Source organism: Mesonia ostreae, assembly GCF_031845265.1.
GTDB classification, from domain to species: domain Bacteria; phylum Bacteroidota; class Bacteroidia; order Flavobacteriales; family Flavobacteriaceae; genus Mesonia; species Mesonia ostreae.
This window is the reverse complement of sequence record NZ_JAVRBG010000019.1, coordinates 14000-36783: the sequence shown is the minus strand read 5'-3', so window position 1 is coordinate 36783 and position 22784 is coordinate 14000. Positions and strand designations below refer to the sequence as shown.

At 33.5% G+C, this 22784-nt stretch carries 21 protein-coding genes; 7 read left to right on the top strand and 14 right to left on the bottom strand.

Translation table 11 applies throughout. From position 1 onward, the window contains the following. Window positions 1–146: 146 nt before the first annotated feature. From RLT85_RS14320 to RLT85_RS14310, 3 genes are all read right to left on the bottom strand, one after another. The gene (locus tag RLT85_RS14320; protein ID WP_311402732.1) at window positions 147–389 is read right to left on the bottom strand and encodes a hypothetical protein; all 243 of its coding nucleotides are present in this window, start codon (window positions 387–389) and stop codon (window positions 147–149) included. Window positions 390–437: 48 nt separating this feature from the next. After that, window positions 438–671 (bottom strand): hypothetical protein, encoded by a 234-nt coding sequence (locus RLT85_RS14315; RefSeq protein ID WP_311402731.1) that lies wholly within the window; start codon window positions 669–671, stop codon window positions 438–440. Window positions 672–800: 129 nt separating this feature from the next. Further along, window positions 801–1970, bottom strand: a complete 1170-nt coding sequence (locus tag RLT85_RS14310; RefSeq protein WP_311402730.1) for a 3-deoxy-D-manno-octulosonic acid transferase — start codon at window positions 1968–1970, stop codon at window positions 801–803. Between the two features lie 169 nt (window positions 1971–2139). On the opposite strand from RLT85_RS14310, the gene RLT85_RS14305 reads away from it, so the two are divergent. Then, on the top strand, window positions 2140–3279 hold the full coding sequence (locus RLT85_RS14305; RefSeq protein ID WP_311402729.1) for a DegT/DnrJ/EryC1/StrS family aminotransferase: 1140 nt from the start codon (window positions 2140–2142) through the stop codon (window positions 3277–3279). Between the two features lie 75 nt (window positions 3280–3354). Here the strand turns inward: RLT85_RS14305 and RLT85_RS14300 are convergent, their stop codons facing one another. From RLT85_RS14300 to RLT85_RS14270, 7 genes are all read right to left on the bottom strand, one after another. Continuing rightward, the gene (locus RLT85_RS14300; RefSeq protein WP_311402728.1) at window positions 3355–5379 is read right to left on the bottom strand and encodes a T9SS type A sorting domain-containing protein; all 2025 of its coding nucleotides are present in this window, start codon (window positions 5377–5379) and stop codon (window positions 3355–3357) included. Next, window positions 5376–7787, bottom strand: coding sequence for a hypothetical protein (locus RLT85_RS14295; protein ID WP_311402727.1), 2412 nt, complete (start codon window positions 7785–7787; stop codon window positions 5376–5378). Before RLT85_RS14295 ends, RLT85_RS14300 begins: the two co-directional genes overlap by 4 nt. A 39-nt stretch (window positions 7788–7826) precedes the next feature. Beyond that, window positions 7827–10202 carry a hypothetical protein gene (locus RLT85_RS14290; protein WP_311402726.1) on the bottom strand — a complete coding sequence of 792 codons (2376 nt, stop codon included), beginning with the start codon at window positions 10200–10202 and terminating at the stop codon, window positions 7827–7829. A gap of 4 nt (window positions 10203–10206) precedes the next feature. Beyond that, entirely contained in the window at window positions 10207–11088 is an 882-nt protein-coding gene (gene fabD, locus RLT85_RS14285) for an ACP S-malonyltransferase (RefSeq protein ID WP_311402725.1), read from the bottom strand. A 98-nt stretch (window positions 11089–11186) separates the two neighbouring features. Then, window positions 11187–11687: a pyridoxamine 5'-phosphate oxidase family protein gene (locus tag RLT85_RS14280; protein ID WP_311402724.1), complete on the bottom strand. Its 501-nt coding sequence runs from the start codon at window positions 11685–11687 to the stop codon at window positions 11187–11189. Between the two features lie 345 nt (window positions 11688–12032). Further along, window positions 12033–12515: a dihydrofolate reductase gene (locus tag RLT85_RS14275; RefSeq protein ID WP_311402723.1), complete on the bottom strand. Its 483-nt coding sequence runs from the start codon at window positions 12513–12515 to the stop codon at window positions 12033–12035. A 1-nt stretch (window position 12516) separates the two neighbouring features. Continuing rightward, window positions 12517–12969: a 2TM domain-containing protein gene (locus RLT85_RS14270; RefSeq protein WP_311402722.1), complete on the bottom strand. Its 453-nt coding sequence runs from the start codon at window positions 12967–12969 to the stop codon at window positions 12517–12519. Window positions 12970–13029: 60 nt separating this feature from the next. Here RLT85_RS14270 and RLT85_RS14265 point away from each other — a divergent pair, with 60 nt between their 5' ends. From RLT85_RS14265 to RLT85_RS14250, 4 genes are all read left to right on the top strand, one after another. After that, window positions 13030–14106 carry an aminotransferase class V-fold PLP-dependent enzyme gene (locus tag RLT85_RS14265; RefSeq protein ID WP_311402721.1) on the top strand — a complete coding sequence of 359 codons (1077 nt, stop codon included), beginning with the start codon at window positions 13030–13032 and terminating at the stop codon, window positions 14104–14106. Between the two features lie 129 nt (window positions 14107–14235). Then, window positions 14236–15945, top strand: a complete 1710-nt coding sequence (locus RLT85_RS14260) for a hypothetical protein (protein WP_311402720.1) — start codon at window positions 14236–14238, stop codon at window positions 15943–15945. Window positions 15946–15955: 10 nt separating this feature from the next. Continuing rightward, the gene (locus RLT85_RS14255; RefSeq protein WP_311402719.1) at window positions 15956–16462 is read left to right on the top strand and encodes a hypothetical protein; all 507 of its coding nucleotides are present in this window, start codon (window positions 15956–15958) and stop codon (window positions 16460–16462) included. Between the two features lie 273 nt (window positions 16463–16735). Continuing rightward, entirely contained in the window at window positions 16736–17092 is a 357-nt protein-coding gene (locus tag RLT85_RS14250; protein ID WP_311402718.1) for a hypothetical protein, read from the top strand. 52 nt (window positions 17093–17144) lie between these two features. Here the strand turns inward: RLT85_RS14250 and RLT85_RS14245 are convergent, their stop codons facing one another. The 4 genes from RLT85_RS14245 to RLT85_RS14230 form a co-directional block, all read right to left on the bottom strand. Beyond that, on the bottom strand, window positions 17145–18113 hold the full coding sequence (locus RLT85_RS14245) for an L-histidine N(alpha)-methyltransferase (RefSeq protein WP_311402717.1): 969 nt from the start codon (window positions 18111–18113) through the stop codon (window positions 17145–17147). Between the two features lie 16 nt (window positions 18114–18129). Then, window positions 18130–19296: an ergothioneine biosynthesis protein EgtB gene (gene egtB, locus RLT85_RS14240; protein WP_311402716.1), complete on the bottom strand. Its 1167-nt coding sequence runs from the start codon at window positions 19294–19296 to the stop codon at window positions 18130–18132. Window positions 19297–19404: 108 nt separating this feature from the next. Continuing rightward, window positions 19405–19809: an energy transducer TonB gene (locus RLT85_RS14235; RefSeq protein WP_311402715.1), complete on the bottom strand. Its 405-nt coding sequence runs from the start codon at window positions 19807–19809 to the stop codon at window positions 19405–19407. A gap of 10 nt (window positions 19810–19819) precedes the next feature. Continuing rightward, entirely contained in the window at window positions 19820–20644 is an 825-nt protein-coding gene (locus RLT85_RS14230; protein WP_311402714.1) for a thymidylate synthase, read from the bottom strand. Window positions 20645–20916: 272 nt separating this feature from the next. Between RLT85_RS14230 and RLT85_RS14225 the strand changes: the two genes are divergently transcribed. Both RLT85_RS14225 and RLT85_RS14220 read left to right on the top strand, forming a co-directional pair. After that, complete coding sequence (locus tag RLT85_RS14225; protein WP_311402713.1) at window positions 20917–21468, top strand: YceI family protein; 552 nt, start codon at window positions 20917–20919, stop codon at window positions 21466–21468. A 15-nt stretch (window positions 21469–21483) separates the two neighbouring features. Then, window positions 21484–22770 carry a hypothetical protein gene (locus RLT85_RS14220; protein WP_311402712.1) on the top strand — a complete coding sequence of 429 codons (1287 nt, stop codon included), beginning with the start codon at window positions 21484–21486 and terminating at the stop codon, window positions 22768–22770. Window positions 22771–22784 lie beyond the last annotated feature (14 nt).

The following is a 22784-nucleotide window of genomic DNA, read 5'->3' as shown; positions in this document are numbered from 1 at the left end:
AAATAATCCCTTCTTTCCTTCTGAAAAATAATTATATTATTTCCGCTAAAAGTTGCGTTTATAGGTTGAATTCAAGTAATATAATTTGTAATCAAAAAAAAATCCCTTTCTAATTAGAAAGGGATTTTTTTAATGTAAAGATAATCTTACATATCATCATTACCTTCAACTTCGTCTTCTACCTCTTGAGCTGCATTATCAATAGCATCTCCAGTATCGTTAGCGGCATCTTCAATAGCGTCTCCTGCATCGTTAGCAGCGCCCTCAATATCGTTACCTACGTCATCCATATCGTCGTTAACGTCATCAACATTTAATTCAACTTCTTTTTTGTTCTCATCTCTACAAGATGTAAATGCTGTTGAAAATGCGAACAACATTGCAAGCATAATTACTGATTTTTTCATAATTTTTGGTTTTGTATATTAGTATTAAATTTAATTATCGTCTCCGATTTTTTCAATTTCTTCGTCAATTTCCTTATTAACCTCTTGATCAACTTTCTCTGCGGTACGCTCTAAGATACCTTTACGCTTAGGCTCTGCTTCAACTTCTTTCACTTTTTCTACCTCTACTTCTCTAACGACTTCCTTGGTTTCTGTTTCGTTTCTACAAGAAGAAAGCACAAGTGCAATCGTCAATAGACCTAATGCTAAAAATGATCTTTTCATTTGTTTCTATTATTTTTGGTTAATGTGGGTGCTAAATTATATATTTTAACAACACTAAAATAGAAAACATTAATAAATTTTTATTAATGTTTTTTATAAGGTATTTATTTCTTAAGAAGTTAGTTCTCCTTATCTAATCATTTTATCTCTAATCACGTCAAGAATTATTTTTTTAGCACCTTTATTTTTCTGAATAAAAGAAAAGGAATTTTGTCCAGTTTGCTTTCTAAATGAAGCATTTGTAATGAGTTTTGTGACTATATTATTTAATTCTTCTTTGGATGCTACACTAAATAAAGCATTCTCGTTTAGCAAAAGTTCCGCTTCAGGGAACTTGCTGTGATTTTCTCCTATAAGTATAGGGACGCCAAATGTTGCGGGTTCTAAAATGTTGTGTAAACCTGTGTTTCCTGCCGCTCCACCCACATAAGCCAAATCCGCGTAAGCGTAAAGTTGAGATAGCAACCCTATGTTGTCTATGATAAGAACCTGACTATCCCTTAAATTAGCATCTGTAAGCTGAGAATGTAATATATATGAGGTGTCGAGCTTTTGCGTTAAAGCCTGTACTCTTTTCTCACCTACTTCATGTGGCGCTATAATCAGCTTTAAATCTGGATTCTTATTTATAACCTCTAATAAAAGATCTTCATCTTCTGGCCAGGTGCTTCCGCAGACCATACAAAGTTTTTGTTGCTTAAATTCTTCCGCGAAAGCGAAATAATTTTCCATTTGTAATTGCTGAAAAACTCGGTCATAACGTGTATCGCCGCTCACACTAGCGGTAAAGATTCCTTTTTCCTGCAACAAGCTTAACGAATCTTGATGTTGTACAAAAATATGCGTAAAGCTTTGCAAGGCTTTAAACATAAATTTTCCTAATGGATGAAATAGAAACTGATTTTCTCTAAAATTTGCCGAAATTAAAAAGGTAGGAATACCCTTAGATTCTAACTCTTTTAAGTAATGTGGCCAAATTTCATATTTGATGAATAAAGCCATATCGGGCTTAATTTCTTGAATAAATTTCTTGGCGTTATTCGGCGTATCTAAAGGCAAATAGGTCACCGAACTCGCATATTCACTATTTTTTTTCACTTCGTAGCCAGAAGGAGAAAAGAAACTTAGAATGATTTCACACTCGGGATTTAGTTCTAAAAGTCCTTGCAATATAGGGACGGCTTGCTCGTACTCTCCTAAGGACGCGGCATGAACCCAAACTCTTTGATTGGTTTTAGGAGGAAGCTTCTGCTGAATTTTTTTAAATACATTTTTTCTTCCGTTTACAAATAATTTCATCTTCGGACTTATAAACTTCAAACATGGAAGAATAAGCTGAAAAAGTGAAATAAATAAGCGGTATAAAAACTTCAAAGTCTATTTTTTTGCTAAAATAAACTATTCTTAAGAGAAACAAATTGGGGGAGCTACCTATATTTTGTATTTTTGTAAAAATACACACTAGTTCATGAAAAAAATTCAAATGGTTGATCTTAAAGGCCAATACGAGGAAATAAAAGAGCAAGTAGATGCTTCTATGCAAGAAATTATAGAAAATACTTCGTTTATAAATGGCCCTGAAGTGCATCAATTTCAGAAAGAATTAGAAGAATATTTAGAAGTAAAGCACGTAATTCCTTGTGCTAACGGGACAGATGCGTTGCAAATCGCGATGATGGGGCTGGGTTTAAAGCCAGGCGATGAGGTGATTACAGTAGATTTTACTTTTGCCGCAACTGTTGAGGTGATTGCCCTTTTAAATTTAACTCCGGTTTTGGTAGATGTAGAATCTCATACCTACAACATAGACCCTAAGGAGATTGAAAGAGCGATTACGCCAAAAACCAAAGCCATTGTGCCTGTTCATTTATTTGGACAAACGGCCAATATGGATGAAATTATGCGAATTGCTAAAGAGAACAATCTCTTTGTGATTGAAGATAATGCGCAAGCGATTGGCGCCAATTATAGATCTAGCGATAAGAGTATTAAAAAAGCGGGTACGATAGGAGATGTAGGGACCACGTCTTTCTTTCCTAGTAAAAACTTGGGTTGTTACGGAGATGGCGGGGCTATCTTTACCAACGATGATGCGTTAGCGCATACGATTAGAGGAATTGTAAATCATGGTATGTACGAACGTTATCATCACGATGTAGTAGGCGTAAATTCTAGACTAGACAGTTTGCAAGCGGCCGTTTTAAGAGCAAAACTTCCCCGATTAGATATTTATAATGAAGCTAGAAAAGAAGCAGCTTTTAAATACACGACTGCTTTTGAAAAAAATAAAAATATTATTACTCCAGAGGTGGTGAGCGATTGCGATACGCACGTTTTTCATCAATATACGTTACGTATTATGAACGGAAAAAGAGATGCTTTAGTGAAGCATTTACAGGAGAATAATGTGCCTTGCGGAATATACTATCCTATTCCTTTACACGCTCAAAAGGCCTACGCCGATGCGGAGCGATATGATGAAGCGGACTTTAAAGTAACCAATCAATTGGTGAAAGAAGTTATCGCCTTACCCATGCATACCGAGTTAGACGAGGATCAAATTAGATATATCGCTAAAATGATCAATAATTTTGTAGGGAAAGACTAATAAGAAAATATATCAGATATTAAAAAGAGGCTTTATTTAAAGCCTCTTTTTATATTAACGATTTACAGTCTAACGTTATTCTTTCACAATTTTCTTGATAGAAGTAGTGCCATTATGAAGCCTGACCTTTAAAAAATACGTTCCAGCTTCTAGAGAAGATAAGTTGATTTCTAACTCCTCATGGACGGAGTTTTCTTTTTCTAAAACCAGTCTTCCTTGTAAGTTATAAAATTGTAGCTGCGCTTCTTGTTGATGCAATTTTATGTTTAGAGTTTCTTTCACTGGATTAGGATAGAAAGTAAAAACTTCATTTTGAAATTGAGAGGCGTTAAATGTGCCAACGTTGAGGTGAATCATTCTGCGTTGAATTTCAAAATCTGGGTAAGCAGAATTTATAATCGTACAGTAATAATCTCCGCTATCTGCAATTTGAGCATTTTGTATGCTGTATAAACTAGAGGTTGCTCCTGCGATTAAAACATCATCTTTATACCATTGGTAAGTACTGTTGGTAGTTAGTCTTTCTGCGGGGTCTTCATAATTTACCGTTAGGGTAATATCGTCTCCCGGTTCTATATAAAGATCATCCTCTGTATCTGTAGTGAATTGAGGGTTGAAGCTGAATTGTTGAATATTGTTTACATAATAATCATATTCATCAGCGATATCTGCAAATTCAAATTGATTCTGTTGTAAGTAAAAGAAGCTTAATGGAGAACCTGTCATGTCTGGTATATCACCATAAAAAGTGTTTCCTGGATAATGTGTACCGTTTTGTATAACTCCCTCGCTTTTGCCAATAATATATAAATCATATAAATTAGTAAGGTTTTCAAAACTCTGTGGGATTTCACCTGTTAATCCACAAAAGGCAACAGTAAAAATTTCTAAATTACTTAAGTTGCCAATACTACTCGGAATAGTTCCCGAAAGATGATTAAAATCTAACCAAATCGTTTTGAGCGTAGTGATATTTCCAATGCTACTTGGTATGGATCCCGTGATTTTATTTAGGTCAAGTCGAATAGTCTCGGCATCACTTAGCAAATCTATATTAGAAGGTATAGGACCACCCTCTAAATTATTAAATGTTAACCTTAATGAATTCAATCTGCCATTTTTCATGTCAATTCCGTTCCAGTCTTGTAAAGTCTTGGTATTGTCTAGCCAGTTGGTGTTGTCATTCCAATTGTCTCCATTTGTATTATTATAAAATTGAACTAAAAAGGGATACTCTGGTTTATTGTTAGGAGAATCATCTAACATGATAATTTTACTTTCTAGCTCTGAACCAGTGACTACGGTATTGGTGGCTTTACTCACATAATCTCCATAATCATTGGTGCTATTTATAGTAATTTGTAAGGTTGAACTTGTGGCGCCAGGAATTAAAACTTCATTATGATACCATTCATAATTTGTATTATTTCCAGAAATGGGAGAAATAAGCGTATAGCTAGAGTTTACAGGAACAATTTCGGTAATTTTATCTCCTATTAAACGCTGGTTTTCGTATTCAAAATTAAGTGTGCTGTAGCTTGTAAACTCATCTTCAAAATCTCCAAATTCAAAATAATTTCCTGGGATCCAAAAAATATCTAAATTCGGTAATCCAGTTAAATCTGGGATGTTGCCACTTAAAAAGTTATTTCTTAATGCCAATGCTGTTAACTGAGTGCAATTAGCAATAGAGGCAGGAATAGAGCCTGTGAGTTGGTTATTGTCGACACCAAAAGTTTCAAGCTTTGTTAAATCACCTAAATTATTTGGTATGGATCCGGTAAGACTTCCATTTGAAGCAATAAACAATTTAAGCTCTGTTAAGTCGGTAAATTCTGGAGGGAAACTCCCACTTAAATCGCTATTGTAACCAAAGTTTAAAGAGACTACATGTTCTTGGCCATTAATCATAGAAGTATTTACAAACTCCCAAGTATCTACTGGTGCTGTGGTGTTCCAATTTTGATTGTTGTCCCAATTATCTCCATCTAAGGCATTGTAAATCGCAATAAGTGCATTTCTTTCGCTGGCAGGAACTTGACTTTGCACTTTAGCAATTATAAATAAAAAGCAAACTGTTAGAGGTAATAGTTTTTTCATTTTGTTGGTAGGTGTATTGTTTGAGAAATAAGTTCTCCTGTTTCGCTTACGCCTTCAACATATAAGCTTAAGTTAGGAGTTAAGGTATTGACGATTTTAAAAGTTTTAGCGTTTTTCATAACTAAATTGGGCTCCCAATGAATGGTGCCGTAATATAAAAAGTAATCTGATTGCAAATTACTATATTCTGGATTAAAAAATTCTTTTGCAGGACTAAATCCGTTTTGAGCTTGAAGCGTCTTTATGGTTTTTTTAATTATATTATGCTTAAACCTAGAATCTTTTTTGGTAATAATTCTAATTACACCGCCACCACCAAATAAACCTTCTCCAGCTCCTAATTTGTTAAATTGTACAGATTCTAAGTCAACGGTTTCCAGTCGTCTAAGAGTATATCCATTTGGTTGAACAATTACGCCATCAATATATACCTGAGTAGTGATTTGATAATATTTATTTCCTACACCTTGAGTCATGGTATAATAACGGTTAGAAAATACTTTCACAGATTCTTGATTTATTTCAACAGTAAAACCTTCATTTCTTATTAAATCGGTTGCATACTTAAAACTCCCGGGTAAATTTTCATTAATATTTATTTTTTCCGTAAAGTTATCTATGCGTTCATAAGAATCTTTTCGTGCCTTACCAATTAGCATTACCGCTTCTAATTCATTCGTGTTTAAAAAGTTTTTCGGATTTTTTGTAAAAACACTGTTTTTGTGATTGATGAGGTTGTAATGAACTTCATTCATATAAGTGGAGTTAGTCTTAAAGTAAGTATTAATCGTTTGTGGGGTAAATGGAGGGTAAATAGATAAAGAAATCTTGGGTATTGATATTTTCTTATTCCGTTTATTAATAACCCCTATAGAAATTGCATCGTCTTTAATAAGGTAAAGACTATCCATTTTAAATTGATTGCTGTCATCTATAACTAAAGTTTCAAATAAGTTAGAACATTTGGTGGTAAGAAAAACTTCATCTTCTCTTTTTTTATTTCTATCAAGTACGGTTCCTACAAGTTCAAATCCGGTATTTCTAGGGAAAATTTCTTTTTTAGAATTAGAGAAAATTTTATACCAATTATATTTACTCCAACCTTGGGTTAATAGTAATAAGTCTAAATTTTCCATTCTTTTTTCTAAAGACTCTTCTAGATCAAAATATTGATTTTCTTTCTCCATAAACCCTTTTATATAAGGTTTAAGTAAAACAGATGAAAGAACGTTTTTTGTAGAATTGTATGCATTTGTCTGTTTAGGAAGTACAGAGATGCTCAACTTTTTAAGGTGGTTGGTATATGATTCTAGCCCTATTTCTAAGGAGTCACCGTGATTTTTTATAAGCTTAGCTTGTAGCTTTACTTCTTTGGTTTTATGAGGGTTATATACTAATCTTTCTAAGAGCGGGTGAAAATCTTCATTAAAAACAGTAACTATGTTAATGCCTTCAAAAAATTCATTGGTATTTAATTCTAACTTTGTTCCTAAAAAACCCCTTACAAATTCAAAATCTAAGGTTTTCATCACTCCATTTCTATGAATAGATAAGTAATATTTTTTTTGAAGCAAACTCGGTAATGTTTTTTGATTTCCTTTTACTTCTATAACGGTTTTCTCTTTATTAAATGAAAGTAATTTAAGGTTAACTCCTATTTCCTCAGCAGGTTGTATTTGATGCTTTATGGTATCTCCTTTTGGCGTTACAAAATCAACATAATAGTTTTCCTTAAATTTTGGGGTGAATTCAAATTTGGAAAACCCCCATTTATTAGAAGAAAACTCTTGTAAAGTGTCTTGTTTTGAATTGTAAAGAATGGCCTTGGTAAAAGGAATGCCTTGTCCTTTTTGATTATTTACCTTAACGCCCATCGTATTTTTTATATTGGCTACTAGATGGCCACCTTCAGGAAGTATATGAATAGCATAATCTTCTGGATTGTCTTTGCCTAATTCTTTTTTATCCTTTCCTAAAATTGTAAAGCTTTGAATGAAACTAGGTTTTTCATCAAAGTTCTTCATATACTCGGTGTAAGCAGCGATATAATACATCCCGGGTTCAAACTCTTTTTCGTCTAGCTTAAAATCACCCCAACTTTTACCATCATTTATGTAGAGGGTTTTATGGCTAATAAACTTATGATTTTCATCATAGATACTTACCTCAAGATTAGTGATTTCCTTATTAGGTTTTTGAACCTGAATATTGTAGGCGTAGGCAGCAAACCATAGCGTTTCATTAACAAAAAAGGAGGTTTTATTAAGGTGTAAATAAAGATAATCCGATTGAGTCTTGAAAAAACTTTCGTATTTTTTGCCTAATTCTTTAGTATTTTTAGGGTTTGACTGAGAGAATAGGAAATTAGAAAACAAGAAGAAACTAAGAAGAATTGTTCTATTGAGCATAAAAAACTATTTTTCTTAAATTTAACAAGTTTTTCTTAATTAAGGCTTGATGCGCAATTTTTCTGAAATAATTCTTCCATCTATTGTAATCCCTTCTATGTAAAATGTAAGCTCTTGGGTAAGTGTGTTTAAAAATGTGAAGCTTTTGGTGTTTTCATTTTCAAAAGTTAAAGAAGGAACCCAATGAATGACTCCATAATGCTGAAAATCTTCACTAGAGAAAGAACTGTACTTAGGTGCGTAAAATGATTTATTGGAGGAAAATCCATCTTGTAACTCATAAGCTAATGCCAACTCTTTCACTTTTCTACTACCACTATTGTAAGTGCTTTTGGTCGTAATTTCTATGGTTCCGCCACCACCATATATTCCCATACCGGCTCCAGATTTATTAAACACAATCGTATCTACATCGCTAGATTTAAGAAAAAGGAGCATATTAGAGAACGCATTATCTATAGGTAATCCATCTAAAAATATTTGGGCGGGAATACCACCGCCATTCATAGAAACGTGTCTTCTAGATTTTATGACTACATTATCTATACCTTTAACAACATCATAATTTTTAGTAGCAATATAATCTATAATATACAAGAAAGAACCAGCCACATCTTCGTCTATCACATCAACATCTTCAAAAGCAGAAGACCTAGAGCGAACTCTGTTTATATTTTCTCCTTGTAAAGTGATGGTATCTAATACTTCATTTGAAATGAAATTTTCAATATTAAGTGGGCTCGTGTTTATCATCTCTACTGCTTTATTTTCAAGAAGAGATGTTAACTTTTCAATGCTTTCTATTTTACTTTTAGGCAAAGCCGTAATAAATAGTTGAGGTTTTTTGGTTTTATCATTTCTTTTCTTAATTGTACCTAAGGAAATAATAGTGTTTTCTTCAAGATATAAACTATCCATTTTAAATTTTCCTTCTTGGTCTAATTCTAAAATTTCAAACAAGCCAGTTTCATTAGATTTCACATAGATCTCTTCTGTTTTTTTAGAATTGTAATTGTTTACTTTTCCGGTTACAGAAAACCCAACTTCCGAAGCATAAAAATCTTTAGGAGGATTATTAAATACATCTCTCCATTCATATGTACTCCAACCCTGGGCCAGCAAAAGTAAATCTAAATCATATAATCGCTTTCGCGGAAATGTTTCATCAAAATAATAGGAGGCGTTTTCTATTTCACCTTTTACATAAGGTTTTAAAAAGAAGGCCGAAGCCGTATTTTGCGTAGAAGTATACGATTTAGTTGAAGATGGTAGCACCGAAATACTTAAGCTCCCCTTTTTAATTTTTTCGTTTAACTTCACCTGAAACTCAAGCGAGTCGATATAATTTTTCTTTAAAGAAACCGAAGCATTCAATCTTTTTTCATCAATTTCTTTATAGACTAAACGTTCTAGAATAGGTTTGTGCTGCTCATTAAATAAGGTAATGGTATTGACTCCAGGATTAAGAGAGGACTTTTTTATGGGAAGAATTACTTGGGTTTTGTTTTCTGGAAAAAGAAATTCAATCGCATTCATATTTCCGTTTTGATGTACCATCACCAAATAAGGTTTTTGTTGCAAACTCTCCAAGGTCTCTAGATTGGTGTTGATAGATAAAATTACCTGAGTGGGATGAAGGTTATTTACAGATAAGTTAACTCCAGTTGATTTTGCTGCATCCAAAGAAGCCGTAATCTCCTCGCCAGTTTTTAGCCTTATTACAGTGGAATAAGATTCCCCCAAAACGGGAGTAAAACTAAATTTGCTTAAGCCTAAGTGGTTAGAATTAAATCGTGTAAGTATTTCATTTTTGTTGTTTTTGAGGGCAGCTTCAGAGAATTCTATTCCTTTTCCATTAACATCCAAAAGTTTAACACCAACCGTATTAGGAGCATTGGCAAGTAAATGTCCGCCTTCTGGTAAAAGTTGTAAATCGTAATCCTCTTTTGGAGAAGAATCCACTTCCGCTTTAGCGTTATCTCCTAAAATTTCAATAGTCTCATGAAAAGCTAAGTCTTCTTTAAAATTCCTCATAAAGTGAGTAGAAGCCTTTATTAGGTACCTTCCCGGGCTTAAACCTAGATCATTAGGATCAAAAAAACCTTCTCCAATTCCCTGGTAAATGTAAATTACTTTGGAGGCAACTTGGTTTCCAAGCTCATCAAAAAGCTTCACTTGTAAGTTGGTTGTTAGGGGATGCGGTACCAAATCTTTACCGCTGTAAGCATAAGCGGTGAACCAGATTCCTTCTTGGAGAATGAATTTAGTCTTGTTAAGGTGAAGATAAACACTCTCCCTATTCAGTTGAAAATAATTTTTTTGAGCTTCTTTTAAATCTTCAAACGCTTGGATGTTGGTTTGAGAGAAGCTAATGCACGTAAATAATAAAATGAATAGGGAGAATAGTTTTTTCATAAGCTTATAACTCTGGAGTGTGGGTTGGCATTTTCCGATCTACTTTTTTCACTAAGCCCTGCAAAACTTTTCCTGGTCCTACTTCTGTAAAGGAAGTTGCGCCATCTGCAATCATGTTTTTTACGCTATGTGTCCATTTTACAGGTGCTGTAAGCTGAAAGATAAGATTTTTCTTAATTTCTTCTGGAGAGCTTACTGCAAATGTGCTCACATTTTGATAAATAGGACAAATAGGCTCGCTAAAAGTCGTATGCTCAATAGCCTTCGCTAATTCTTCTCTTGCAGGTTCCATTAAAGGAGAGTGAAAAGCTCCGCCTACAGGAAGTTTTATGGCTCTTTTAGCCCCGCGGTTTTTTAATTCTTCACAGGCTCTATCAATCGCAGCTACTTCTCCCGAAATCACTAATTGCCCAGGACAGTTGTAATTTGCAGCCACTACAATTCCTTCAGTATCTGCACAAACGGCTTCTACCAATTCATCTTCTAAGCCTAAAACTGCCGCCATCGTAGAATCTTGCAACTCGCAAGCTTTTTGCATCGCTAAAGCTCTTTTAGAAACCAGTCTTAAAGCGTCTTCAAACCTCAAGGTTTTGTTAGCTACTAGGGCAGAAAATTCTCCTAAAGAATGTCCAGCAACCATATCTGGCTTTGCTTGGTCTCCCAAAATAGTATGTAAAATAACGGAGTGAAGAAAAATTGCAGGTTGAGTTACTTTGGTTTCTTTGAGTTGCTCTGCAGTTCCTTCAAACATAATGTCTGTAATAGAGAATCCAAGAATTTTGTTGGCTTTACTGAACATCTCTTGAGCTTGAGGGTATTTCTCATACAGGTCTAAACCCATTCCAGAAAATTGTGCGCCTTGCCCAGGATATATAAATGCTTTCATAAATTTTTTTTTGATTGAAAAACAAATGTAATAAAAAAGGTTCAAGTACAAACACATGTACTTGAACCTGAATTGGGTCAAAAAGGTTAATCTAACTTTTATAAATTTAACTTTCCTTTTTCTCCTATATCTTTCTCATCACCAGTAAGGCTAGCAAATCCCATTTTTAAAAAGCTAATGTACTTATTGGTTTTAGTATCCCAATAATATGCTTCTTTAGGTTGAAATTTAATTGCGGTAAGATTAGGATCATCCACACCATTAAACCAATTATCTGAAATGCTAGAATACAAATCTTCCAATATCCGTTGATCTGTAATTATATGTGCATCCCCGTAAATACTAATAAATTTTTTATCGGAAGGGCTGCTATAAAGTAATTGCGACTTTGAGTCTTTACTAATATTTTTATTGTGCTCGCTATCTCCTGGACTAAGAAACCAAATGTTTCCTTGCTCATCGATCTTTTTTTGCGTCATAGGAACCGCATGTAATGGCGCTTTTTTAAGATTAGTTACCAGCATACTGGTTTCAATATCTTTTGTTAACTCTTTTAATTTAGCTAAAGCCTCAGTATTACTTTTGTTCTCTGTACTCATATCTTATGTTTTTGATTTAAAGATAGTGGCATAACAGCAATATTGAAGCTAATAAATTATTAAAAAAACATCAAATAATGTTAAGCTTTTTGATTTTTAAATGCATAAAACTCATTTACCTATTTTTTTTGGCTTGTTATTCAAAAATGAACTGATGAGATGAATGCTCATTTCTTCCGGTTATCCCGAAATAAATCTAACTGGAAGGAAAATTTTATAAGGATCTAGTGTAATTCTCAATTTCGTCGAAATTAAAAATCAGATTTTTAAAAAGCTTCTTCTTTTTTTAGAAGAAAAAGGCAATTACTGCGTTTAGTCAAGTAGGGCAATGATAGGAAAGACTTTCTACTTTCTAAGGTAAGTATAATAAGTAAAAGAGTATTTATGGTCTTCATCTTTTTCATGAAAAACATCTTCTATGAGCTTCCAATTATTTTTATCAAAATCAGGAAAGTAGGTATCCACATCAAAAGTGCCGTGAACCTTAGTAAGTTCCATTATTTGTACATAAGGAAGCGCCAAACTATAAATCTCACCTCCTCCAATAATAAACGGTTGTTCATCATCAGCAGCAAAAGCCAAAGCATCTTCTATGTGATGAACCACCGTACAGGCGTCATTCTTATATTTCTTGTCTCGGGTTAAAACGATATGTGTTCTATTAGGCAATGGTTTGGGGAAAGACTCAAAGGTTTTTCGTCCCATAATAATGCAATGACCTGTGGTGAGCTTTTTAAATCGCTTAAAGTCATCTGGGAGATGCCACACCAAATCATTATCTTTTCCTAACTCGTTGTTTTCTCCTACTGCCGCAATTATGGTTAACATATTATGAATTGATTATTGGGTGATCTGGATTAGAAAAATCGGAGTTGCCACTTATGCGTTTTGTAGAAGTAGAATTAGGTAAAGGATGTTCTTTTTCGACTTTTAATTGAAGTTGTTCAATTTTTAGCTGTTGTTTTTCTACGAGTTGCTCCAATTGTTTTTCTTCCCATTCTTTTCCCATGAATGAATTAACGATAAACACATTAATAAAGTGAATGAGCAGAAAGAAGAACCAAGCTAAAATGGCCCAAACAAACCAGTCGGTATTAAAAGGTTTAAAATTCTCTCCAAATTTTAAAACGAGATTAAGGATAATAAAAAGGATGGATCCCGCCAAAAAAACTACAAAGTGAGCCGTAAGACGCTTCTTTTGCTTAATTCTTTTTTGAGCATTTTCAATAAGTTGGCGCTGTTCAGGATCTATTTTGCTGGTTTTTTTTGTTGTAGAACTCATAATAACTGTAAATTAGTAGTGTGCAAATTTAACGTTTTTTGAATCATTTATTTTAAGCTTATGAATAATTTAAGGAAACACTTTCCTCTCATAGAACAGTATACGTATTTAAATACGGCTGCCACGGGCTTGCTATCTGAACCTGTATTTGATTATCAACAAGATAAAAATATTGATTTTTTGGTGCAAGGAAGTTTATACCGAGACAAAGAGGCAAATATTTTAACTGAAATTAGAGAGAAAATAGCTCACTTTTTTTCTGCGGAAGCTTCGCGTGTAGCCTTGGTTCCTAATTTTTCCTTCGGATTTAATACGCTCTTGGAAGGATTTAGCGCAGGTACTAAGTTTTTACTTCTAGAAAACGATTATCCTTCTATTAACTTGGCTGTTGAAGCGAGAGATTTTAATCTGACTTATGCTCAAATCGATGAGAACTTAGAGCAAAATATTCTGCAAAAAGTAGAGACAGAAAAACCAGAAGTATTAGCGCTGAGTTTAGTGCAATACCTTAACGGAATAAAAATCGACCTCACTTTTATACAAGAACTTAAAAAGAAATATCCTCAATTGCTCATCATCGCTGATGGCACTCAGTATCTAGGAACCGAAGCTTTTAAATTTGCCGCATCGGGAATAGATGTTTTAGGAGCAAGTGCTTATAAGTGGATCAATGCTGGTTTTGGAAATGGATTTTTTATGTTTAGTGAAAAAGCTGCGCATCAAATCTCTCCCAAAACCCAAGGATCTGATTCTTATATGGGGAAATATAAAGAAAACGGACTTCATCTCTTAGGAAATTTAGAGCCCGGCCATCTCAATTATACGAATATGGGAAGTATAAAAATAGCGCTAGAGCTTCAAGAGCAAATAGGCAAAGAAGATATAGAAAAGCACTTGCAAATTCTTTCCGCTGAAGCGAAAAAAAAATTTACCCACTTAGGATTGTTAGAAGAAAGTGTACTAAACAGAAAAGAACATTCCACCATTTTTAACCTAAAAGGAGGCGAAAAACTTTTTCAGCGACTTACTCAAAAAGATATTATTTGCTCCCAACGTGGAGACGGTATTCGACTAAGCTTCCATTATTACAACACGCTAGAAGATTTGGAAGCGTTGGTGGAAGTGTTGAAAAAATAAGGATAATGTGTTAGTATTTAAGATTAAATGTTTTTATTGTTAAATTTTAACTATATTTATGAAATATTAACTTAAATCGACTACTTATGAAAACTAAATTTAATTTATTTCCGCTACCTCGCCATAATTTTGGTAGTCTTTCTTTTTTCTTGTGAGAAAGAGAATATTGATGATACGATAACAGATGTCGCTACTGAAAAAACTGTATTTCAAAGAGCAGTTAATTATGATGACTTTAAATCTAATAAAGAGTTATTTAGAATAATAGCAAAAAATGATAACTCTACAACTCAAAATAGACCTGGAGATGGACAACCTATAGAGTTAGATTATGCTTCGGGAGTTTATCTTGATGATCATGAATATCATTCTTATACATTCCCTTTACTAAATCCTCCAGTTGGAGAAAACCTAACAAATGTTTTTTTCTCATTTCAACCTGATGGAAGCTATAGAATATTTATTGTAGAATATGGTCATACCGCAAGAGAGATTGAACGCCTAAAACTAGATGGCACTATTACTTCAGAGTTATTTACATATACAGAAGTAGATGAAAACTATCAAGCATTGTACGATGTTCAATGCACAACTATCACTATGACGTTTTCTTGGTGTACAGAAGGGAATCATCCTGGAGGATATCCAGCTGATCCCGATTGTGAGGCTAGCGCGTCAGACACCGTTAGTTATGGGACTTTTTGCGAAGGAGTAGGCTCAGATTCTTTTCCTGGTTCTAGTTATCCTACCTCTAATGGATCAACACACAGTGGTGGTGGTGGTGGTTCAAACCAAAGCACTACACCAACTACAGGCTGTAAAGGTAAAAACTGTCTAGATTATGAAATATCCCTAATTTTAGGTTATCTTAATTTATCAAATGAACTCATAGACGTGGTGAATAACTTAAATCAAAGCACTCAAGTAGAAATTTTAAACTTTATACAGCAAAACTTAGATGAAAACGGGAGTGTTTTACCAGAAGCGGGAGCTTTTGCAGAAGAAGTGGTTAATGTTTTAAATCAAAATCCTGATACGGAGATAGATTTTCAGAATAGAAATATATTGCATCCTTCATTTAAAAATAACCAAAAGGCGAAATGTGTTTATGATAAATTAAAAGGTCTCTCTAATACTATTTTTAATGATATAATTGATGAGAGTTTTGGAAGTTTAAAAAACTCAAATATTCAGTTTGAAATAGGTAACATTCCAGCACAATTACCACCAAATCTAGATGCCTATACTAATACAAATTATGATGAAAACAATGTATTAGGTAATAATGATAACACTATAAAAATAAGATTTAACCCTGCATTTATACAAAATGCATCTACTATTGAGATTGCTTTAATCCTCATACACGAAAGCATACATGCTGAACTCACTAATAGAGCTATTAAATTAGGAATAATTAAGTCTGTTAATCCTCTTGGCTATACTATCTTTTCAAATGATATTGAATATGAGTTACAGGGAATAATTTTTAAACAACTCCTAGTTAATTATAATGCATTTCCACCAAATTCAAATAGTGATTGGCAACATGATTTATTTAATGTATTAAATTACAGAGATGAAATGATTGAAAACCTCTTAAATATTCATCCTTGGTTAAATGATTCACAAAATGATTATTTAAGTAATATCAATAACGATCTTACGGGAATAGGCACACCGTTTACATTAACAGAATTATTTGGTTATTTAAGCTGGATAGGTTTGGAAGAAACTCAAGAATATCAAAATCAAATTTTAAATGATACACAATCTTTATCAGAAAAAGTATATGTAGAATATGCTACTAAAACACACTATACTAATAATTGTAATTAATTTAAGCAAAATGAAATTTCTGTATATAATTTTATTTCTATTTCTATCTTTTAAAGTTTTTTCTCAAGAAAAAGAGATCAATGAAAAGGTCTATATTTACATTGAAAGCGCTCAGTTTACATGGGATGTATTAGGTTATAAAGCTTATTTTCATATAAAAGATGAAAGTGATACTTTTAATTATGATAGTTTTTTTTTCCGAATAGATTATCCTAATTTGGATGAACATTCTTTGTATAGTTTAGGAACTAAAATAAGCGTAGAAGATATAGAGATTCTCAAACCGCAAGATTATTTTCACAAAGAGAAGTTTGATAGCATACATACTGCTTTAAGTATTTGGAATAAGTATAAAAGCTTATATATAATTACTGAAATACCTAAAGAAAGAATGATTAGTGAGCCTGATAAAAAAAATAAATATATGATATGGCCTACTAGTTACGTAGGAACTATGAAAGATTTTTTTATAACATCTAAGACAAAAAGTTTAATTCTAGTGAGGCATAAAAATTAGAATGTATAATAAATCTTTAATATTTTATTTAACGGTAGAAATAAAATTTTTAACGAGTATAATTTGGTGATAATGATGAAAACATGTCTTCAACAGTGGTTTATCAGAAAAATATATTTAGATTGACAGAAGATTAGATTTTAATATTGGCTTACAAAGTAGTGTTCTCTTAATGATTAAGGTGAAAACAAAATTAGAAAATGGAGAATTGGTTTATTTATCAAACACCAATCCACAAGCCACTCAGAGTTCTCAATTAATACCAACAAACCAATGAAGAGATTACATTTAATACTTGGTTTTTTGTGGATAATAATTTTTTTAACCTCATGCGGAGAGAAATTAGAAAAAAGTTGGGAGATAAGCGATTTCTCAAAACCGCATGTATTTAGCATAAAAGCTCCTAAAAATAAAAAAGTATCAACGGCGAACATTTATTTAGATGGGAAATTTACCGATACTATTTATTTGAGTAGGATACCAAATGATTCTACATTAAAGTTTACTAACAAAAATTTACCCAAAGATAAATTAATGGTTGATTTTTATGGGGGAGAATTTAAATTTCATTTATCTCCATCTAAAGCTAAGGGAGAGTTAAGGATAACCATAGAAATGCCATATCAATAAGAATTAAAAAGGAGTCAGGCTTAAATGCGTTGACTCCTTTTTAAATATAAATCTACTTCTTCTTAAAAATATAGTTTTTATAGTAACCTTGATCGTCCATAAAAAATTCTTCAATTTTTAAACCAGCTTCATCAGCGAGCCATTCTACCACTTCGTCATCATATTTTTGGGAGATCTCAGTATGTATGGTTTCCCAAGCTTTAAAATGAATGTTGAGGTTGAGTTCATTGATGGCTATTTCTTGTTCTTTTAAACTCACCAAAAAGCTCTTGGCAGTTCCAGTTTCTGGGTTGTAGGTTTCCCAATGTTTAAAGCTTTCTACGTCAAAATTGGCATCTAATTCACTATTCATTCTTACCAACAAATTCTTATTAAAACGCTCGGTAATTCCTGCAGGATCATTGTAGGCGTTGAGAATCGTTTCAGGATTTTTCTTTTGATCAAAGCCCATAAATAACATATCTTCCTCACTCATGGCCTGCTGAATATTTTTCAGAAAGTCGATAGCCTTGTCGTGTTCTAAATTCCCAATATTAGAACCTAACACCATAATGGCTTTTTTGCGAGTATTATAATCGGCTAAATTCTCTAAAACTTTAAAGTATGAGCCTTGTAAGGTTTTTACCGAAACTTCGGGAATTTCTTTTTGTAATGAGCTTTCTAAATCATCCAAACTATGCTGACTAATATCTACTGGACAGTAATCAAACGTATAATTTTTTTCTACTAAATGTCGCAATAGAACTTTTGTTTTCTTACCATCGCCAGCGCCCAATTCAATCAGGTCGAAGCCGTCTTTAGCATTAAAATATTCCGCAATTAGCGAAGTATGCTTTTTAAGAATGTTAAACTCACAATTGGTGAGGTAATATTCGGGCATATTCATAATATCCTGAAACAGTTTATCTCCTTTTTTATCATAAATAAACTTAGAAGATAAGTATTTTGGATAGCTACTAAGTCCATTTTTAACATCTTGCGCAAACTCTGTAGTATAAGTAGTTGTGTTTCCTTTTTTCATAAATTCTAATAGAAAATTATTTGGCTAATCTAAGTCCGTTAAACTGCCATCTTAAGTGTGGGTGGAAGAAATTTCTATACGTAATTCTCGTATGGTTTTTTGCGGTCGCCAAGGAAGCTCCTCTAAGTACCTTTTGATTCACCATAAATTTTCCGTTGTATTCGCCCAAAGCTCCATCTGGCTTTTTATAGTTAGGATAGGGGGAATAGGCGCTTTCTGTCCATTCCCAGCGTTTTCCCCAATTAAATTTATGCTGTGCGGCCTCCCATTCAAATTCAGTAGGAAGACGCATTTTTTTCCATTGCGCAAAGGCAAAAGCTTCATAGTAAGAAATATGAGTAAGCGGAGCTTTTTCCGTTAACGGAATTAATCCGCCAAGCGTATATTGATACCATTTCTCATCTACTTGATGCCAATAAGCTGGCGCATGAATGTTTTCTTGTTGTATCCAATCCCAAGCTTCGGCGTGCCATAATAGTACATTTTTGTAACCGCCAGCTTCTATAAACTCTAGGTACTCTTTATTGGTAATAAGCTTGTTGGAAATAAAAAAATCGTTGAGGTATACTTGATGCACACCGCGTTCATTATCATAGCAAAATTCGTAGGTGTTGCTATGGCCAATAGTATATAAACCTTTGGGAATGCTCAACCATTTTTGAGTGGAGGTATCAATTTCATTTTCTTGAAATTTCTCATCGTAAACAGGAAGCAAAGGATTGTTTCCTAAAATATATTTAATATCGGTTAGTAATAATTCTTGGTGTTGTTTTTCGTGATGAACCCCTATTTGGATCACGTCTTCCAGTTCTTTGCTGATTTCATTTTCTGCTAAAAAATCTGTCAGCATTTTAGTGACATAAGATCTATAGGCATAAATCTTATCTACGCCAGGTCTAGAAAGGTTTCCTCTGTCGGTTCTCACTACTTTTTCGCCTACACTTTCGTAATAGCTATTAAAAACAAAAGCAAAATCTTTATCGAATAATTCGTAACCAGGAGCATTTTCTTTTAATACAAATTGCTCAAAAAACCACGTAGTATGTCCCAAATGCCATTTGGGCGGAGAAACGAATTCTGCAGGCTGAATCACATAATCCTCAGTTTGCAAAGGTTTACAAATTGATTCAGTAGCTTTTCTAGTCGCAATTAATTCTTCTAATAGACTTGGAGAAATTTTCATAGCAGGTGTTTTTAGACAACTCTTCCCAAAGTTACACAATTTTAAATACGAAAATCTTTAAGCTATGTTAACAACAAAAAAAACCTTCCGAAAAGGAAGGTTGGTTTTTTAAAAAGTAAAAGGGACTTTATATTTTATGGCTCGGGGTTTGCCGTTAAGGTGACCCGGTTTCATTTTTGGAATCGCTAAAATATTACGTTCTGCCTCTTTTTGTAGAAGCTCTCTTCCGCCGCTAGTTTTTAAAATTTTGGTTTCCCCATTTTTATCCACTTCAAAACTTACAATAACTCTGCTTCCTTTATCTTCGGCCGTATAGCCTTTTGGAAAATTAAAATTTTGCTGAATGTGCTTGGCCAACATTTGGTTAAAACAATTCGATTTTTGAGTGCTGTCCTCACATCCTGGCCATACGGGCGCAACTTCTTTAGAAGAAACAGTGTTGCCAGATACAGTTTGTGAAAATCCAAAAGAGGAGGTAAGTAAAACAGTTAAAACGATTATGTATTTTTTCATAGGATAGTTTTTAAATCGCAACCTTAGCTTTAATGTGAGGATGCGGATTATAATTTTCTAATGTAAAGTCTTCAAAAACAAAGTCAAAGATGTCTTTCACCTCGGGATTTAAGAGCATTTTGGGAAGTTCTCGCGCTTCTCTACTTAGTTGAAGCTCTACTTGTTCTTGGTGATTGTTGTAAATATGCGCATCACCAAAGGTGTGAATAAATTCTCCTGCTTCATATCCGCAAACTTGAGCCATCATCATCGTGAATAAGGCGTAAGAAGCAATATTAAAAGGTACACCTAAGAAAATATCTGCGCTACGTTGGTACAATTGGCAAGATAGCTTTCCGTTGGCCACATAAAACTGAAAGAATGCGTGACAAGGCGGTAAGGCCGCTTTTCCATTGGCTACATTTTCATCAAAAGAAACCGATGTATCTGGCATCACACTAGGGTTCCAGGCAGAAACCAACATTCTTCTGCTATTGGGATTTTTCTTTAGCGTCTCCACAATATCTTTAATCTGGTCAATTTCTTCTCCGTTCCAATTTCTCCATTGGTGACCATACACTGGTCCTAAATCTCCATTTTTATCGGCCCATTCGTTCCAAATGCGCACGCCATTTTCTTGCAGATACTTCACATTAGTATCTCCTTTTAGAAACCATAAAAGCTCGTGTACAATAGATTTTAAGTGAAGTTTCTTCGTGGTAACCATAGGAAAACCTTCACTTAGGTCAAATCTCATTTGGTATCCAAAAACACTTTTAGTTCCCGTTCCCGTACGGTCTCCTTTTTCATTTCCGTGTTCTAAAACATGCTTCAGTAAATCGTGGTATTGCTTCATAGCTCTTTAATTATGGGCAAATGCTTATGTCTAGTTTTTAGTAATGGTGAATTTTTAACTCTAGATCTATAAAAATAAGAAATCAATAAAGATGTTGAGTTAAGCACAAAAGTATGATTTTAAAAACTATACCCTAAGACTATAGCGTTAAATCTGTGTTCACAAGCTTAAAAACTTTAAGGTATTAAACCTTTAGACTAAAGATGACTTATATCATCATAAAGGCTATATATACATTGTAAATTTGAAGTATAAATCAATAAAAACTAGCTATGATGAAAATATTAATGGTCATCGCATTATGTATAACTATGCAATTTGTAGTCGCTCAAGAGTTTGTTGTTGAGCCTGCAAGTTCTAAATTAAGTATTTCTGGAACTTCTTCTTTACATGATTGGGAAAGTAAAGTAGAAACCTTTAAAGGAAATGTGTCTGCTAACGTAGAGAACAATCAAATAAAAAGTGTAGAAAATTTTAATTTTCAATTGAATGTAAAGTCTATAAAGAGTGGAAAATCTGGTATGGATAAAAAAACGTACAAGGCGCTTCAAGAAGATGATTACCCAACAATTTCTTATGAAGGAACAAGTGTAGTAATCCATAACAATTCTGCCACATTTTCTGGAGTCATGAGCGTAGCAGGGAAATCAAAAAAGTTTTCAACTAAGGTTAATTTAATTTATGAAAACGATAAAATGATACTTTCAGGATCTAAAGAATTTAACTTAACGGATTTTGATATAGATCCTCCAACTGCTGTTTTTGGAACCATAAAAACAGGTGCCGCTGTAGTGATTCATTACAACATTCAACTTAAAAAATAGTAAAATAAATAAAAGATGACAAAGTTTAGTAAGTATTTAGTTTTAGCCTTGATAACTTTTATGGCTACCTCTATTCAAGCACAAGAAATAAATTTTAATCGCGATTTAGATAATTTTAAATATCCAGATCAAAGAGGAGTCAACGTTTTTGAGTCTCCAAAAGATACCGCGAGTACATTTAATGGTGTAAAAGTAAGAGTGGGAGGTTCTTTTGCGCTTCAATACCAAGCCATAGACAATGAAAATGCTAATCTTGCAGGCTACGAAATTAAATCTGCGGGAAATAATTTTAACTTGGCAACGGCAAATTTAGATTTAGACGTAGAGCTTTATGATGGAATAAGAATGCACTTGCGTACCTACCTGTCTTCACGCCATCATAACGAACCTTATGTAAAGGGTGGCTATTTGCTCATTGATAAGCTAGATTTTGTAAGCGAAGGCTTTTTGGAAGAAATTATGAACTACACAACCATAAAAGTTGGACATATGGAAAACAACTATGGTGATGCTCATTTTAGAAGATCAGATAATGCACAAGCGCTCTATAACCCTTTCGTAGGAAACTTAATTATGGATGCTTTTACAACAGAAGTTGGGGCAGAGGTATATTATAGAAGAAGTGGCTTTATAGGTATGCTTGGGTTTACCAACGGAAAATTAAACCAGTCTGTAGAAGAAAATGAATTTGGTAGATCTGGTGGCGCCTCTTTCTTAGCTAAACTAGGTTACGATAAGCAAATCAATAATGATTTACGTTTAAGATTAACAGGATCTTTGTACAATACCGGTTACGTACCTAACTCTTATCTATACAATGCAGATAGAGCAGGAGCTAGGTATTACGGTCTAATGCAAGATGCAGCAGCTACAGGAGACGATTTTAGAGCTTCTCGTTACAATCCAGCGCTAGCCAATAAAATTACAGCGGTAATGATTAATCCTTTTGTAAAATATGGCGGATTAGAGTTTTTTGGAACTATAGAAATGGCAAAAGGAAAAGCAGATACAGAATTGGATGAAAGAACGGTTAACCAATATGCGGGAGAGCTTATTTATAGATTTGGAGCTGAAGAGAATATATATGTTGGCGGAAGATATAATTTGGTAGATGCCGAAGATATATCGGGCGAAGATGTAACTATAGATAGAATACAATTTGCTGCAGGATGGTTTATGACCAAAAATATTTTACTAAAAGCAGAATATGTAATTCAGAATTATAATGACTTTGGAGCTACCAGTATTTTAAATGAAGGTAAATTTGATGGCGCTATGTTAGAAGCCGTAATTTCATTTTAAACCGATTATTTTAA